The organism is Butyrivibrio sp. YAB3001, assembly GCF_900112195.1.
In the GTDB taxonomy this organism is placed as follows: Bacteria; Bacillota; Clostridia; order Lachnospirales; family Lachnospiraceae; genus Butyrivibrio.
Map to the genome: position 1 here is coordinate 141432 of NZ_FOKR01000003.1, position 17749 is coordinate 159180.

The following is a 17749-nucleotide window of genomic DNA, read 5'->3' on the forward strand; positions in this document are numbered from 1 at the left end:
CCGCTTTCACCATTTCTATTACCAGTTATGAATTTGTTTGTTAAAGTACAGGCCACTATATCCCATATTCTTAATAGCCTGGACAAATCCGTCATCCGCATTTATCACAAGTTCTGTATCACCCTGTGGAACAGAAATGTAGAAGTACTGCTTCTGATCTTTTCCAGAGCCCTGATAATAAGTTCCATAATATGTCATGGACTTATTAGCACCTGTTCCGTCTGTAACAGTAAGAGTTCCCTGAAGTTTACCTGCACTCCAGAGACTGCAGCTCTTATTATCAGCTCCCCACTGCATTGAATAGCTTACAGGGCCTGTAGGCTTAGCATTCTTGGCTTCCTGTGCCTGTTTTTCCTTCTCAGCTTCAGCCTGAGCCTGAGCTTCCTGTTCCCTCAAAGCTTCTTCCTGCTGTGCCTGTTCCTGTGCAGCTGCCTCTGCTTGTTCAGCTTCCATTGCTTCGAGCTCTTCCTGTGTGACTTCTTTCACGTAAGATGAAACAGCATATACAATTCTTCCGTCAAACTCAAGTCTTGACCAACCATTTTCACCAATGCCGGTTCTCTTTGCAGTCTCACCCTGAGTAAGTCTGTGCACGATTTCAACATTATCACCCATGCTTGGCTCGGCACGAAGATTGATCTGATCGGTAGTTCCTATGACAGTCTGGTCTACTGTTTCGTAATTAGCATTAGGATCATATACTCTGTAATCACCGCCGCTTACTCCTGCAGGAATAGCATCTATTTCGTCCTCGGCAGGCACATCGCCGTTACTTTCTGCATTCTCATCGGGATTATCTAATGCATCGTCCATCAGATCATCACCATCATCATCCATTCCAAACAGACTGCTAAGCGCCGAATCAGTAGCAGGTACTGTCTGTGCCACATCTGTAGTATTTTCTGTAATGGCATCACCCTCGCCTGACTCATCAGAAGCTTCTTCAGAAGCAACTTCGCCGGTGGCAGCTCCGTTCTCAGCCAGTAAAAGCTGCTGCGCTGCATGCTGTTCTTTTGCCACTTTATAAATTGAACCTATTTCAGTATTTTTTTTGTAAGGTACGATCAGTCCATGAACACCAATTACTACAAGCACTATCAAAGAAGCTGCTGTAGCAGATGCAATGATGAGAACTCCCTTATGCAACAATTCATGGAAAGAAAGAAGACGCTTTTTATCAACCTCCTCTTCCTTTTCAGGTTCTACATCATTCTCTACAGGTTCTATCTCAAGAGCATGTCTGTCTCTATAAATGCCAAAGGCTGTAAAGATCATAAATATCGGAGTAGAAGCAGCGGAATATGGATAGAATAGACTCTGTATAATAAACAGTGTAGCTATCAGAACATATCCCTTATCAAGTTCATCAAGTCCGTCATGTTTCCATGCAAGAACGATTCTGTTTACAAGAACCATTCCAAGAAGGATCATTGCTGCTATACCCACTACTCCATATACATCAAGTACATGCCAGAGTTCTCCGTTTGACTTACTTATACTCTTCCAGAAAGAAGTTGCAAGACCTTTTAATGCCTTGCCGCCAAGTGCATCTCCAAGAGAAGCTCCTCTACTGCCAAATACAAACGCGATGGCAAGTATCATCAAAACTATGATCATTCCAACTCTGTACCACTTTGAAAAGCGCTTCATAAGCACTCTGTTGGCATCATAGTCCTTAGGAATCTTTTCCCAATAATTTGTTACCAAAAGTCCAAGCACAGCAATAACGATATCAATATAAATACTGTATTCAAGGTCAAAAGTCTTTGTTACACCCGCTGCATTAAAATATGTAAGAAGAGGGGCATTTGAAGCACAAAAACCAAACAGGAAAAGAAGTATCATATTCTTTTTCATGAAAGGAATTGTAGGTCTGCTTATAAACTGGATGCTCATAATAAACAAAAGCATCAGTGCATATCCAACCATATCCCCGTACAGGAACATAATAACAAGTCCTGCTGCTGCATGAACAAGGTAAACCTTTTCCATTCTCTTATCAGATTCAAGAATGTATAAAATTGATGAAGACCCTATTCCAAGAAGTAAAAGCGGCATAAGATATGTTGGCTTTGTCGCAAGGTTCTCACTGGCAAGAATAGTAGTTATTCCTGTAAAAATATACCTGAACAAACTAAGATATAGTATTCCTGTAGCTGCCACACCAAGCTGAAGGTAATACTTTGTTCCTCTTCCCAAAAAGAAAACACAAAATGTCAAAAGAAAGCATCCTATATACAGGTATGTATGTGGAAGTTCAGCACTGGTGGTAAATAGCTGCACAGCCAAAACAATCAAAAGTAAAAGGAACGAGGCGATCATTATCATATTGCCCTTGTTCGCCTTAACAATGCGCACCAGCTTATCCATAATAACCCTGTTGATGCACCAGAGTACCATGACAAGCACTAATATTCCGGACAAAACGTCCTTAAATGAAAGTCCTAAAACCACAGTATTATCATATATATATAATGGAAACAGGAATATCAGAAGCCTTATCAGATAATCAAGTATGAAGTTCTGCCCATCGGCAGGTTTTGGATTTATCCTGGGAAGTAGCTCCAGAAAATATTTTTTTAACTTAGGAATATTTGTCTTAAAATCAGTAAAAAAGTTCTTAATCTTAGTAATCATCAATTCACCCATCTAAATATAATAGTACGCCATTTGACCATACCGATAATATTCTATTTCATTCTTTTAATTGTTTCAACATTTTTGTTTATTCGAACGATAAATTATGTATAATCCCGCAAAGCCTTACGGAATTCCAAATAAAATTGACTTGATCCATGTAACAATTGCTTTAACAAAAAGACGGCTCTGATATCCGTTCATCAATCGGATACTCAAAACCGTCTTCTTAATAAGCGTTCCGTTTATTTTCTTTTTCCTGTTTTTACGTCAAAATAGTGATCTATTTTTTCCTTAAGCGGTCCCTTTCCCATACTCTTTAATATATAATCCACAGGTTTTAACTTCATTGCAGTCATTACACTGTCCCTGCTCTGCTGCCCTGTGAGGAACATTATCGGTATCTGTATCATTCCTTAACATCTCAAATATCTGTGGTCCATTTATTATCGGAATTTCATAGTCAAGAAGCACCAGATCCACTTTATTGTTCGCAAGCCATTTAATAGCCTTCATTCCTGAATCCACCATTGCCACCTGATAGGAATCCTTGAGCCACTCTCTTATAGTCTGCATGTAAGCAACATCATCGTCAATTATAAGAATGCTCTTACATTATCAGAAACTTCATCAATGTCATTTCCTATATCCTGAGTATTTCCGGCAGCTGTCTCAACGCTGTCAGCCTGAGATACAGCCCCTCTGGAAATCTCATCAACAGCCTGGCTTACCTGATTAGATGCAGTTGATGCCTGACTTGCAGAATCTGCTAGTTCTGAGCCTGACTGTTTAAGCTGATTGGACATATCCATAGTTGTTGTTATTACTTCGCTTAGTTTTTCGCTAATAGTCTTGGTCCCATCTGCCAAAAGACCTATCTCATCGTTCTTGTCTATCGAAGACTGGTCGATATTAAGTTTATGCTCGCCTCTTGAAAGATTTCCAAGTTCATCAGCTATAGCACGCATTTTTCCGGATGACTTATTGGCGATAACAATTCCAAAGGTTGATATCACGATTGTTATAACCAAAGAGATAAACGCCATCTGTAATATAATTCTCCTTAATGTATCACCAACCTCTGTACTTCTTCTTCCTGCAAAAACCATGCCAACAGCAGAACCATCACTATTCTTAAGCGGAATATAATAGCAATAGTAAGGCTCTGTAGCTCCTGCTGGAGTGGTGATAGTAAAGTATTCCTGTTTATTTGTGACAACAGTGCCATAAACAGCATCCGAAATATTGTACCCGGTTGCCTTCTTTCCTGCTGAATCCTTCATAGTTGTAATGACACGTTCTTTTCCATAGAAAATAGAGTATTCGATATCAGTCTTGGCTTTTAGCTTATCCATGATTGACTCGTACTCTTCCATGACGTCTTCTTCGCCTTTATAGACAATTCCTTCTTTAAAGTCCCAACTACCATCCCATACGTTGTTCATCTCACTGTCAAGCTGCTCTACAGCCACAAGAAGTTCTTCTTTGACCATAGACTTATAAGTCTTATCAATCTCGATTCCGCTGATAACAGTGAGTGATGTTGCAACTACGATAATTGCCGCTACCGCTGCAAATATCAACTTTTGGATCAGTTTTCCTTTACGTTCTCTTTTTTCCAAATTCATTTATTAAAAGAGTATAAAGAAACTCGAAAGATAAAATAACCGTGTATTTGCCGAGTAGTGAGGCATATACATCTGCACACCGAGCATATCCATAACGGAGCATTTTGGGAACAGGAGTTGTCTATTCAATAAAAGACCACCCGACAAATGAGGATTTAAAACACCCTCGTTTGCCGGATGGTCTTAGTAAAATGCCATTCTTATATTTACGCTTTATTCAAGCAACATCATATCAATCAGTTTAGCTGCAAAGAACCGGAAATATAATACTTAAATCCATGCTGTTTACAATAACTCTTAATTTCTTTTATAAGTGATGCATCAGTAGTATATTCCAAAAGATATATCTCAGCTCCTTTTGAGCCATATCTTTCCAGATAGTCGCAGGAATACTCTTTTGAATCCTTGTCTGCTCTTGAGAACTTATTTTCATCCCACAAAATCTTTGAATATACTGATTCCTGATTTATTCCGGTAATTACATCACTCCACTTTCCTTTTTTGGAACAATACGCATCAAGGAAACAGTCACCACCATTTATCATCACTTTTTTGCCTGTACCTTTAAGTCCCTTCATAATGATAGACAAACCATTTAAGATGCCACTCTTTGGGTAATTATAATAAACATCACAGTTATCTACAAAAAATCCGTCAATTCCTTTATCCATAAGCGATGGAGCCAAAGTCTTTAAAATAAAGTTCTGCCAGTTTTTGGATGAAACATCAATCCATACTTCTTCATCCCAGTGCTCATACTTTCCAAGTGCAAGCCCGGAGTACTTGGAATAATATGACCTGAAGTTCTCCAAAGACCCAACATTTATGTAACTGTAAACTATATGTCCCTGATTCTTAAGCCTTGCAATATCGGATGCGCTCAGATACTGTGCATCAATTACAACTATCTTGTAATCTGCCATCTTATCGATGATCTTATCAACACTTAAGAATACTCCATAATTATTTTTAAATGATGCTTTTTCCCAGCATGCATACAAAGTAACAGTTGCCCCGTTTTTGGCGGAAAGATTCTTGATCTTGGCTCCGTCAGCATACTGTTTACCGCTTCCATCTGCCTTAGTATTCCACCCTGTAAATTTATAGCCTGACCTTGTAAATGTACTTATCGGTAATGTGTATGTTTTACCATATTTGCAATTGCTAAGGGAATCAAGGCTTCCCGTCTTTGCTCCGTTTCCTGCAAAGCTTACAGTGTACTTATTGGCAGTCCACTTTGCATAAAAAGTCTTGTTTCCTTTGCTGCCCTTCTTTAGCTCAGTCACTTTCTTGGAATACTTGGAATCTGTATACCAGCCTGCAAAATTGTATCCCTTTCTGGATGGCTTTTGAAGTTTTATTGTCTCTGTTTCTATTGTATATTCAGACGGATTTTTGGAATTATTGGTTCCTCCTGCAAGTTCATAGGTTATAGTATATTTTGCCATCTTCCACATAGCATAAAGCTTCACGGTAGCCCCGTTTTTTGCAGAAAGATTTTTTATCTCAGCCTTATTGGCAAAAGACTTCCCTGATCCGTCGGCTTTTGTATTCCATCCGGAAAACTTATAGCCGTTTTTCTTATACGCATTAGCTGTAAGTGTGTATGTTTTATTGTACTTGCAGCCCTTCATATCTGCCATAGAGCCACTTGTAGCGCCATTTCCATCAAACACAACGGTATATTTATTTGCTGTCCACTTAGCATAGACTGTCTTATTTCCTGTACTGCCCTTGTTTATACCTGATATGCTATTTGTAAACTCACTGTCACTGTACCATCCTGCAAAGGTATAGCCCTTCCTTGAAGGCGCGGCAAAAGAAAATGTCTTTGTATTAACATAATAAGACTCAGGATTATCAGCACTATTACTTCCGCCATTTAGATTATAGGTGATCGTGTACTTAACCTTTTTCCATATTGCATAAAGTGTAACAGTTTCGCCGCTTTTTTCTGTGAGATTATAAAGCTCTGCTCCGGCATTATAGGAATCGCCTTTACCATCAGCCTGGGTATTCCATTTTACAAATTTATAGCCTTTTCTCTTGTAAGTATTCTTGGCCGACACTGCTGCTTCGCCAATTATGCACTCTGTATCAGCAATAGCATCGCCGTTTCCTCCATTAGCATCATAATGAACCTTATATTTCTTTTTAGCTGAAGCTGTAGTCTTTTGTTCCACTCTGTCAGCAGCAAGCACCACTGTATAAGGAGAAAACTTCTCAGCATCAAATACTACATTATTATCTTCAGTGAGCTCACATTCCACCACCTGTGCGCCCTCGTTCTCATCTATATGATAAACTTCAAGGTAAGTTTCCTCATAAGTTTCTTCTGCTGCTTCAACTGCCTTTTCCATAGCACGGTCAAGCTGTATCGAAACATTAACAGTTCCTTCTTCCGGTTCTACCACTTCTCCATCAACTGTAAAAGTAATATCGAAGGTGATCATCCTAAGAATTTCTTTTTCTTCATCCATCTCATTTTTAACAAGTTCTTCGATGTCTGCGCCTTCATCAGTCTCGGTTATTATTCTTATGGATGTCTCTACATTATCAGGAAGCACTGACGGCTCAGCACTAAGAGAAATAATGTATCCGCCCATCTTCTTTTTATACTCAAATGGCTCGTTTTTCTCAACAGATTCTTTTTCGTCTATTATTTCTTCTACTACTTCAGTTTTTTCCCAGTCTGCAAGTCCTAAAATAAATGAAACTTTCTCAGCTGCCTGCATGTCAAAAGAAATCACTCCCTCACTGTAGGAACTTTCAATCTCTGCAAGAGCATTATTCTCATCTACTAAATATATTGCAAGCTTTGCATTTTCTGATTCTGAAAGCTTCTTGTCTACGATTTCAGCCATTTCCTGCGAAAGAGTGACTTTCACAGAGACAATGCCATCAAGCTCTGAGTTATCAAATTCTACGACAAAACCCTCTGCAATAAGGATTTCTAATGATGTTTGTATTGAAACTTCTTCCGATTTTGCCAATTGTTCGGAATCTGATACATCCATAGAACTTTTAAGAGTCTCACTTAAAACCTCAGAATTGCTTTTCCCGTCAATTTCCGTGAACAAACTGACATTTACATTTGTCCCCGTAGGAATAACTCCTTTTTCAGCAAAAAGACTGATCTTATAATCCCCGTCTTCATAGTCCTGAGAAAACTCAGTTTCTTCTGAAAGCTGCTCTTCTGCTTCCTGCGAAGATGTCTCTTTTGCCTCTTTATCTGATTTTTTAATATTTCCTTTTTTAGAATCTTTGGATGTTTCTTTACCGGTATCTTTCTTTACTTCTTTATCTGTTTCTTTGTCGGTATCTTCCTTTAGGTCTTTTTCTGCTTCTTTTCCAGCATCTTCCTTTAGGTCTTTTCCTGCTTCTTTTCCAGCATCTTCCTTTAGGTCTTTTCCTGCTTCTTTTCCAGCATCTTCCTTTAGGTCTTTTCCTGCTTCTTTTCCAGTTTCCTCAGCTATTTCCTTGTTATCCTCATCGTCTGCGATTTTATCCTCTGTTTTCTTATCCTGTATGTCAGCTTTTTGGTTATCATCTTTTTTGCCGGTATCATTTAAATTATTTTCTTCAATATTTTTATCTTCCTCGATGCCGTCCTCTATATTATTTTCTTCTTTGTTATTTTCCTCTTTCTTATCGTCTATATTACTTTTCTCTGCATTACTGTTTTCCGAATTATTTATCTCATCCTCATTAGTATTCCGAGTCGTGCCATCTACTGATTCAGCATCTTTAACATCGTTATTCTCGTTGTTTTCTTCTGTTGGGGCTGTTTCATCTGCTGTACTATTATCTTCTGTCAGATTATTTTCCTCTGCTACACTATTTTCTTCTGTCAGACCATTTTCCTCTGTTGCTCCAGCTTCTGATATTTGATCAACATCATTGCCTGTAGTTGAATCATTATTATCAGATGGCGCAACCGCATCATCAACCTGCTCATATTCTGCTTTATCACTATATATTGAAAACGCTTCCGTATCATCACTGTTATTTTCTGATGCTCCTGCCAATTCACCATTCTCATCAGAATCAATTATGATATTTTCTTCGTTAATCTCAATATCAGAATCCACTTGAGCTGTAGTTTCAATTCCACTAGCCTTTACATCAAATGTCATAGAAGAAAACATGACCATAAACGCAAAAAGTGCACTCAGTAATCTCTTATTCACGGATAAATCTCTCCTCTCAAAAAAATTTCGTCTCCGCAAATATTCAATCACCAAATGCACTTTAGGTCAATTATTCTAATTGTAAAAAAACGCTAAATATATTTTTAAATTCGATAATTCATATAAGAAACTGTATTAAAATTTCATAACATCAAGGCCGGTTCATAAACAAACTATTAATAAGCTTTATTATTTGCCTAACTGAGCTGCGATATCAGCATCAACAATCTCTTCACCGGTCTTATCTTTAAGCTGTTCCATAGAAGCTGCTGAAAGACCATTATTAACTGTTGCGCACATATCACATGTACTGCACTTATCAAGTTCTTCTTTTGTAACTTTTCCATCACGAAGATCACGTACAATCTTGTTCTCATACATGCTGTACTTCTTCTTTGTCCAGAACTTAGCCTTATGGCGGATTACCCACCAGAGAGGCACCCAGATATACTTATGCATAGCAGGAGAAACTGAACCGATCATCCAGCAATCTCTGTCACAGCAACGAACTTTCTTACGAACTGACTCTGCCTCAGGAGAATTCCAAAGCTCATCCCAGCTCTGCTCATTAAGGTTACCCATTACTTCTTTATCCTTTGTTCCATTACATGGCATAACATCGCCGTATGGATCAATAAAGAATGTATCAAAAGACATATCGCAAGGAAGAAGTCTCTTCTGTCCATAAATATAGTTGATAAGTCCATGGTTGAAATAAGCTCTGAACCACTTCTTAGGGCTCTTGCTGGCAAGGAGCTCATTAACAAGGTTCTCAAAATTCTGAGCAACCATAGGACGATCCTTAATAATATTCTTAGCCTCTACAAAGTAAAAACTGTTATGAAGAGATGCTGTAGCAAATTCCATACCCATCTCATCTGATAACTTGTAAAGAGGAACAAGGTCAGGTGCATTCTTATCCTGAACTGTCATACCAAATCCAACGTCAGTCATTCCCATCTCGCGAAGTTTCTTAAGAGTCTGATATCCTCTCTGATAGCCATTCTCAAGACCTCTGATCTCATTGTTGGTATTCTCAAGACCTTCTATAGAAATACGTATTCCAATCTGTGGGAATTCTTTACACAGATCAACGATACGGTCTGTAAAGAAACCATTTGTTGAAATAACGATACGATCAGATTTTTTGTAAAGCTCACGAACAATATCTTTAATATCAGTTCTGATAAAAGGCTCTCCACCAGTGATATTTGTAAAATACATCTTAGGAAGCTTTTTGATTGTTTCAATTGAAATCTCTTCTTCCGGTTTGCTTGGTGCCTTATATCTGTTGCACATTGAACAACGCGCATTACATCTATATGTAACAATTACGGTTCCATTCAGCTTTTTTTCAGCCATTTTTCAATCTCCTCTTCAACATAAAAAAATTTATAACATAAAGATAACCATTTACTTACGCATATATCTTCATTATTTTTTCCAAATACTCATCTATAGTATCAAAGCTCAGATTCCTGCATGCATCATGCATTGCTGCAGCCATCGCATCATCCTGCCAAATCTTATGGATAGCATCACACAGTGCATCAACATCGCCGCTATTATATAAAAGACCTGTTTCTCCGTTGCGGATAAGCTCAGGAATCCCACCAATATTTGCTCCAATCACAGGTGTTCCGTAAAGCTGCGATTCCATAACGGAAAATGGACAGTTCTCATACCACTCTGAAGGATAAACAGAAGCTCTGGCCTTGCGAATAAGATCAGAAAGCTCATCACCACTCTTAAATCCAACATTTTTAATATTTGAAACACCTTCAAGCATATCCTCTAAAGGACCCTTGCCCGCAAATATAAAATCAACTTCAGGCATTCTTCTTGCAGCTTCAATGAGTGTTCCAATACCTTTTTCTTCTGAATATCTTCCAAAATAAAGAATGTAGTTTTCCTTTGGAACCTCAATCCACGGTATCGCATCAAGGAAATTATGAATTGCAACCGTCTTAGGTGCAAACAAAGGATTGCTGTCCAACTTGCTCTTCATAAATTCACTGCAACAAATAAACGTATCTATATACTTATAAGCTCCGTTCATCTTCCAAAAGCTTGCTTCCAAAGTACCAATGAAACTCTTGGCAGTACTTCCATGAATGCACTTTCCTTTTGTACAGTTCATAAAATGTCCACCGAGACACTTCTCACAGTTCTCATGTGTATTAGGATTGTTGCACATATGATTAGGACAAACAAGCTGATAATCATGGGCTGTAAAAACAATCCTGCATTTACGCCCTGTCTCTTTTCTCCACTTTACTATTTCCAAAATAATAGACGGTGTTAACTGATAGTTAAAATTATTAAGATGAACTACATCTGGCTTAAAGTCATTTAATACAAGCCTTATCTTTTGTCTGGCCTCTTTTGAATAAATTGTTTTAAGCGGATATGTCATTTTCTCCAGCTTGCCGGCATTATGAAAATCCATATCTGATGTGTAGGCATTAACTCTGTTTCCAACACATCTGCCCTCATGCTCCATTCCAAAATACTCTACCTCATGCCCCCTGGCTATGAGTGCCTCCCCAAGCTTAAATATGTATGTTTCAGATCCGCCGTTAGGATACAGAAACTTGTTTACCATGAGTACCTTCATTTGCATTCTCCTGGATAATTATCTTTAATGATGAATATCTCTACAGATAGTATTTCTTTACCTATAAAAAATATACAAAAACAAATCCTTAAAATTTTACCTTATGTGTTCAATATTGACAACATCAATATGATATAAAAAAGTCTATCACCGCAGCAAAAAATATATACAAATTGCGCTATGATAAAGTCATAAAGTAACGCTACTTTAATTTCAGCGCACAAAAAAAGCGGCAGATTATTATCCACCGCTCCCAAAGCAAGCTTAAGCTTAATTATGAAAGATGTCCGCCAAGCTGAATAGCAAGGCCTCTTCCATCAGTATACTGTCTGTCGTTATCAAGTTTCTCGCTTCTGCCATCCTCTGTCTTTTCGAAGTTGATTTCTTCAATTACTGCATCCAACCAAGTTTTCATATACTTATCCTCCAAAATATACTTTTATTAGTTCAGTTTTCCGTCACTAAACTCCCATTTCCACTGATTATCTGTTTCATCAAGATAATGCTTATCTGGAACCTGCCACTGCTGAGATCCTTCCTTTGTAGCAGTAAACTTTACTTCCTCAATAACTGGTGTATTCCATGCCTTCATACCTTTATCCTCCTAAAAAACTGTATATTACTTTAAAGACATTACAGATAATAACCCACTAATTATAACCCGTCAACATTTCTATCAATATTGTAACATTTATTCATGTATTAATTGTTATCTCCGATAGTCAGCAAAACTTCTTAATCTTTTCAATGAATATTCCAAAAGAATAGAGGTTTGACGCGCGATATGACGATGCCATATCTGCTTTATCAATCCCGTTCGCATACTCCTTAAGTAGTGCATCAATCTTATCCTTGTCAAGATAACGCATTACATCATCAGAATAAACTTTTTTTACCCATTTTTCTTTTACCTTCTCCCAGCTCTTTCCAAGTCTGTAAGAATTATCGCCACTCTGGCGACCACGCTGAAACATATTTTTCCTTATATCATCAGGCACTATCCCCTTCATGCCCACTCTTATAAGTCGTCTTTCATAATCAGCATTTGCATAGCAATAAATCGGAATCTTATAACACATATTTATTATTTTGACTGTCTGCATCGGATCTCTTGAAAGAATACCATTCTTAAGACTATCCTTAGTATCATATTCACCAATCTGCGAATAAGCTGGAATCAGATAAAATGCTTCCCTCATCCTCTTCATATTTTCATAAGGACGATAATGCATAAATCCTTTTCTAAGTCTCTTTGAGAGATCATACTTTTCACCCAACGCATGATTTGTAACATTATTAGAATAGCAATCACGCATTTTAGCATCAAAATACCATTTGTAATAACCAAAATGCCTTTTCAAAAGCGCCTTAAAAAACCTTTTTCTCGATATTCCATTGTCTCTGAACACATTGAATATACTATTAACTTTGCGGAAATCTAATTTGCCAAGATAATAATAAATAACATCTTCAAATTTACCCGCAGAAGCCGTACAATTTCCGGTAGATCCGCAAAGAATAATTCGCATTCCTCTTTCCCTTGCTTTTTTACTTATCTCATCTCCCCAGATCATATTCTGCTGAGATTTGCAAGGTAGCTCACACGTTTCTACGAAATCTTCTGCCTCCCAAAGATAATACCTTCCCTTGCTGTCCACAAATTCAGGAACAATATTTGAATACATATTTGCAATTTTCATCACGCCATCTGTTTCATCATAAAGAATACCCCTTGTATTCTTTACTCCTGCATCACTGTCCGGGACTGCTGTATAGCTATAAATCTTCCCGCCTCGCTCTGCAAGTATAGGCGCAGCATTACAAACGACTGTAGATGAATCAAGGCCGGAACTTAGCTGTGCTGCAACATCTGTCTGTTCCTGAAGCACATCCTGTAATGCTTCTTTAAATGTTTTCCTTACCAGTTCCTCGCTCTCTTCAAGTGTCATGTTCCAGTCAGTCTTAACGGTAGCATTGGGATCATAATATCTTTTTTCCTTGATCTTATAATCAGAAGCTTTCTCTTTAGCCACTGTGATATAAGTTCCGCAGATAATCTTTTCAATGCCCTTTAAAGCAGTTTCCTTCTGCTCTGTAGAAACTGCAGGTGATATCAATGATATACAATCTATAAGCCATCTCTCATTTTCTTCGAACTTTAGCAGACTCGCCTTTGGAATTGGGAAAAAGAGCGTAGAAAAATAAAATACTCCATCCCTCAAATGGTAGAAAAGGCATCTTTGAGAAAACTGGTCTACTGCAGCAAATATTTCATTTTTCTTCTTATCATAAAGCACAAAAGAAAAGAGTCCCTCCAAATGTTCCAAAGACTCTTTGCCCCATTTTTTATATGCTTCCAATATTATTTCACCATCAGGTGTTGTTGCATTAAGCCCAAGCTCTGATATTAGTTTTTTCCTATTATCAAGAACACAATCTGATGTAAGATATAGGTTATTTTCTTCATCATAAAGCGGAAGCTGTTCCGCCTCTGCATGGGGATAGAAAATTTGAAGGCCACAGTGCATGTAGACATTTCCGCTTATAAGTCTCTTATTTCTATCGATCTTGCATTTGGCATATGCCTCATCAAATCTATCAGCTATTTTTTCATCGATGGACCCGCCATTTAAATCAATTGCGCCATATATAGCAGACATCCTTATCACTCACCTTTCACTGTGCCTTCAATAAACTTCACAATATCCTGAAGGGTATCTTTATTCTTTGGCCTGGAAATCTGATAAACTTCAATACCAGAAGCCACTTTCAAACAATACTTCATATACTCAGGCGGAACTCCCCATAAATAAAAGCCCATATCACCTATATATATGTTACGCATCAAAAGCATGAGTTTTTCCTGACCGGTAACTTTTCTAAATGATAATTCATCACTTTCAGATAAAGCAATCTCAAAAATATAGTTTAAATCTGCACCATCAGGCATAAATCCATCTTTTAATCTAACTGCAAACTTATCCCTGTCCTCATTGATATAGATAAGTTCAGATAAATCATAGCCTCTTTTAATTGCTGCATCTCTGCAGAGTTTTTGCTGTGGGTATGCCATGTCAAGATGCGTACTACCTTCATTAAGTGTGACAGCACATACATCATCAGCAATAAACGAAAAACCATCACTTAAAAGCGCATCTGTTACTGTAGACTTACCTGCACCTGACTCGCCTGTAACAATGACTCCTTTACCATCCTTAAAAATACCGCCTCCGTGAAAAACAACTTTTTTCCTTAAAAGCATGCAATGTCCCAAACAAGTACCAAGCACAATTGACGGAGGATATAAGGGCGGTGCTCCATCAAATATTTTTACTGTTATCTTATCCTTGAAAACACAAAAATCCGCAACATCAGGAACTCTGAAAGCAACTGATTCTTTAGAAAAAGCACAAAGATTATCTCCCTGTCCTCTTTCCGGATGCATTTCTAGAACTTCCTCAGGAAGCTCCCCAAACACTATTCTCACATCCGGTTCACATGAAAAATCTCTTTCGTATGCCTCCGGCATTTCCAATTCTGATTCAATATTCAGACCATAAATCCAATACTTATAACTCACACAAACACTCCATTTTCTATATCTATCTTACATACAAAACTTCGCTACCGTAGCGTAGCCTTCACCATTGCCTCCGCTCACATAAAGCTCACCACATCTTAGCCAACAATGTGCAATCATTTTCTGCTGCTCATCTTTGCCTACACCCAGATACATAGTTGTCACAATACCTTTACGCCTTAAAAAATACCTTGTCGTCAAAGCTCTGACAAGGCATTTACTCTCCCAGGGAGTTTTATCCGCAATTCTGCTCACATCTCTGGCAACACTATATGCATAACGATAGTGCCAGGTGATATCTTTATCCGGAGACTCCTTGCCACTTATTCCCCAGTTTTCTTGCATCTTCTTAGCGGGAACAAGTAGCATCTGCGCTCTGTAAAAAGCTGTCAGACACCATATGGCAAGGGTTCTTCTCTTATGTTTATTATGCTTAAAAAAACCTGATAATGACATTTCTCTCACTCAATCAGTACAAAGAAACAAACTTGTACTCTTCCATTTTTTTGATAAATGCAAGAACAGATTGTGAGCAGGTGTCTTTGTCTACATCGTATATCTTAAGAAGTGTTTCAACGATATCAGAAATTGTAATACCATCACTTAAGTTATCCCAAATATCATTTCCACTTCCCTTAATAATAAAATACTTTCCTGTCTCAAAATCTATCATAACTTTTTCGCCATCAAGCTCTGTTACATCAAGGTGCTTTTCGATTTTGATCTTTTTCTCCAATTCGCTCATTCCCTATCTCCCTTCAAGTTAGTGTTTTGTTCTCAATCTTTATCTGCCTGTCACAATATGGCAAAACGGATAATCTATGAGTAATAATTACACAGGTTGGTCTTGGACTAATGCTCTGTATTCCCTTAAGTACAGCAAGTTCTGTCTCCGGATCAAGGGATGACGTTGCTTCATCCAATATTACAAATGGCGATTTTCTGACAAGGCACCTGGCAATTGCGATTCTTTGCGCCTGTCCTTCAGAAATACCATGTCCCCTTTCACCAATCACTGTTCCTATGCCATCAGGCAGTTCCATAACAAAATCATATGCGGATGCTGCCTTTAGTGCCTCATACATTTCTTCATCAGTGGCATCAAGCTTGCCCATCCTGATGTTTTCTCTGATTGTGCCGCTAAAAAGCGTGTTACCCTGCGGCACATACGACATCCACTCTCTAACTCCTGCGGAGGCAGCAACACTTGCGCCACCTTCTGAATTAAATACGATATCGCCTTTATAATGACTCATAAACGACATAATGAGTCTGATAAGTGTTGTCTTTCCAATTCCCGATTCACCTATGATTGCCACAAATTCTCCGGGCTTTATTTCAAGATCAAGATTTTCAAGAACATTTTCTTTATCATAGCCAAATGTAAGTCCCTTGACTTCAACTCCCATAGGGCCGTTTGGTTTCTCAACTTCTACTGCTTTTTCTATCGGAAGCTTCTCAATCTCCATAACTCGTTCTGTGGATGAGAAAATCTGAACAATTCTCGGAATCTGCTGTGCCAGCCCAACAATTGGAGCCTGTATCCTTGTTATAAGAACCAAAAACAGAGACATTGTTCCATAGGTTATAACACTCTTCGATAAAGAAATAGCTCCTACCGTAAATGCAATTATGTATGCCGCCTGAAAAGAAAGCGCCATAAAAGTCGAACTAAAAATACTTAGTTTGCTCTTTTTTAGTACCCAGTAAAATCTGTTATCTCTCAGCTCTACAAGTCTTTTGGTAGAATAGTCTTCGTTCATAAAAGACTTGACTATAAGAAGATTTGCAATGCTCTCCTGCATAAAAGATCTGTAAGAAGACTCAGACTCCTGTACTTTTCGAGTAAGGTATTTTAGTTTTTTACCAAGTATAAAACTTATGAGCGCTGCAAACGGACCAATAACAAGAGCAACAAGAGCAAGTATCGGGCTGTAGTAGAACATTGTTCCAAAAGCCACTATAAACTGCAATACAAGCTGTATTATGCTTGGAATCGTTCCTATGATCCCATCCGCTATATTCCCGGCATCACTGGTAAGTCTGGTCATAAGGTCACCTGAATGGTACCTTTTTGCTTCCATCCAGTAGGAATGAATTATCTGTTCATACAACTGTTTCCTGATTCCAAATGAAAACTTTTCATTCATCATTAGTGATATCAGCTGACTCAGCATATCAATACCAAGCATAGCAAATGTCATAACAGCATAAAGAACAAGGTATCCTGTAATATAACTCCCCCCGGTTGCTCTATCAATAATCTTCTTAGAAACAACTGCCATATATGTTGATATAAGTGTTACTGAGAAATTCAGTAAAAGAAGTAATATAATTTTCGGAAGATAAGGTTTAGTATATTCCTTTAACCAATAGTAATAATTTTTTTGATTTTTCCAATCTTTAGCCCAACTAATAAATCTGCTCAAAATATTTTCCTTTTTATTTCACATTTTTTTCACACAAATTCGAGTAAAATTTTATTTTTATTTAACATTTTTGTCAATAACAAATTCTAACAAAAATGTTAGAATTTGTTATTCACATTTCCTAATCAATAGCTGAACGTTTTTATTGATTGGAGTTTCCTATTGAACAAAAAAGCCAGTCAGCGAGAATACACTCGCCGACTGGCTTTCATAATTCATTATCAACTCAAAAGAGCAAAAATTACTTAAGAGTAACCTTAGCGCCTTCAGCCTCAAGCTTAGCCTTGATATCATCAGCTTCAGCCTTAGAAGCGTTCTCTTTAACCATCTTAGGAGCTCCATCAACGAGATCCTTTGCTTCCTTAAGTCCAAGACCTGTAAGCTCACGAACAACCTTGATAACCTTAACCTTGTTAGGACCAACTTCTGTAAGTTCTACGTTGAACTCAGTCTTCTCTTCAGCTGCTGCTGCGCCAGCGCCTGCTGCTGCAACTACAACGCCTGCTGCTGCAGATACGCCGAACTCTTCCTCACAAGCCTTTACAAGATCATTTAACTCAAGTACTGTTAACTCTTTGATAGCATCAATAAATTCTGCTGTAGATAACTTTGCCATTATTATATACCTCCATATAGTATAATTGATTGTTTTTCTCTAAATATTAAAT

At 37.9% G+C, this 17749-nt stretch carries 14 protein-coding genes; all 14 read right to left on the reverse strand.

Annotated elements, in window-relative coordinates:
• Positions 1 to 18: 18 nt before the first annotated feature.
• A complete protein-coding gene (locus BM086_RS04080; protein ID WP_092323859.1) occupies positions 19 to 2637 on the reverse strand; it encodes an SH3 domain-containing protein in 2619 nt (872 codons plus the stop codon).
• A 294-nt stretch (positions 2638 to 2931) separates the two neighbouring features.
• On the reverse strand, positions 2932 to 3213 hold the full coding sequence (locus tag BM086_RS04085; protein ID WP_092323861.1) for a response regulator: 282 nt from the start codon (positions 3211 to 3213) through the stop codon (positions 2932 to 2934).
• A 20-nt stretch (positions 3214 to 3233) separates the two neighbouring features.
• A complete protein-coding gene (locus BM086_RS04090) occupies positions 3234 to 4220 on the reverse strand; it encodes a methyl-accepting chemotaxis protein (RefSeq protein WP_175560095.1) in 987 nt (328 codons plus the stop codon).
• Between the two features lie 281 nt (positions 4221 to 4501).
• Complete coding sequence (locus BM086_RS04095) at positions 4502 to 8455, reverse strand: InlB B-repeat-containing protein (protein WP_092323867.1); 3954 nt, start codon at positions 8453 to 8455, stop codon at positions 4502 to 4504.
• A 189-nt stretch (positions 8456 to 8644) separates the two neighbouring features.
• The gene (locus BM086_RS04100; RefSeq protein ID WP_092323870.1) at positions 8645 to 9817 is read right to left on the reverse strand and encodes a radical SAM protein; all 1173 of its coding nucleotides are present in this window, start codon (positions 9815 to 9817) and stop codon (positions 8645 to 8647) included.
• Positions 9818 to 9872: 55 nt separating this feature from the next.
• The gene (locus BM086_RS04105; protein ID WP_092323873.1) at positions 9873 to 11072 is read right to left on the reverse strand and encodes a glycosyltransferase family 4 protein; all 1200 of its coding nucleotides are present in this window, start codon (positions 11070 to 11072) and stop codon (positions 9873 to 9875) included.
• A gap of 274 nt (positions 11073 to 11346) precedes the next feature.
• A complete protein-coding gene (locus BM086_RS20760) occupies positions 11347 to 11487 on the reverse strand; it encodes a hypothetical protein (protein ID WP_175560096.1) in 141 nt (46 codons plus the stop codon).
• A 27-nt stretch (positions 11488 to 11514) separates the two neighbouring features.
• A complete protein-coding gene (locus BM086_RS20765; RefSeq protein ID WP_175560097.1) occupies positions 11515 to 11664 on the reverse strand; it encodes a hypothetical protein in 150 nt (49 codons plus the stop codon).
• Between the two features lie 130 nt (positions 11665 to 11794).
• Positions 11795 to 13732, reverse strand: coding sequence for an asparagine synthase-related protein (locus BM086_RS04110; RefSeq protein ID WP_092323876.1), 1938 nt, complete (start codon positions 13730 to 13732; stop codon positions 11795 to 11797).
• A gap of 5 nt (positions 13733 to 13737) precedes the next feature.
• Entirely contained in the window at positions 13738 to 14652 is a 915-nt protein-coding gene (locus BM086_RS04115) for a hypothetical protein (RefSeq protein WP_092323878.1), read from the reverse strand.
• A 27-nt stretch (positions 14653 to 14679) separates the two neighbouring features.
• Positions 14680 to 15108, reverse strand: a complete 429-nt coding sequence (locus BM086_RS04120; RefSeq protein WP_092323881.1) for a lasso peptide biosynthesis B2 protein — start codon at positions 15106 to 15108, stop codon at positions 14680 to 14682.
• A 13-nt stretch (positions 15109 to 15121) separates the two neighbouring features.
• Positions 15122 to 15397 (reverse strand): PqqD family peptide modification chaperone, encoded by a 276-nt coding sequence (locus BM086_RS04125; protein ID WP_092323883.1) that lies wholly within the window; start codon positions 15395 to 15397, stop codon positions 15122 to 15124.
• Positions 15398 to 15410: 13 nt separating this feature from the next.
• Positions 15411 to 17081, reverse strand: a complete 1671-nt coding sequence (locus BM086_RS04130) for an ABC transporter ATP-binding protein (protein ID WP_092323886.1) — start codon at positions 17079 to 17081, stop codon at positions 15411 to 15413.
• Positions 17082 to 17322: 241 nt separating this feature from the next.
• Positions 17323 to 17697 carry a 50S ribosomal protein L7/L12 gene (gene rplL / locus BM086_RS04135; protein WP_092323888.1) on the reverse strand — a complete coding sequence of 125 codons (375 nt, stop codon included), beginning with the start codon at positions 17695 to 17697 and terminating at the stop codon, positions 17323 to 17325.
• Between the last annotated feature and the right edge of the window lie 52 nt (positions 17698 to 17749).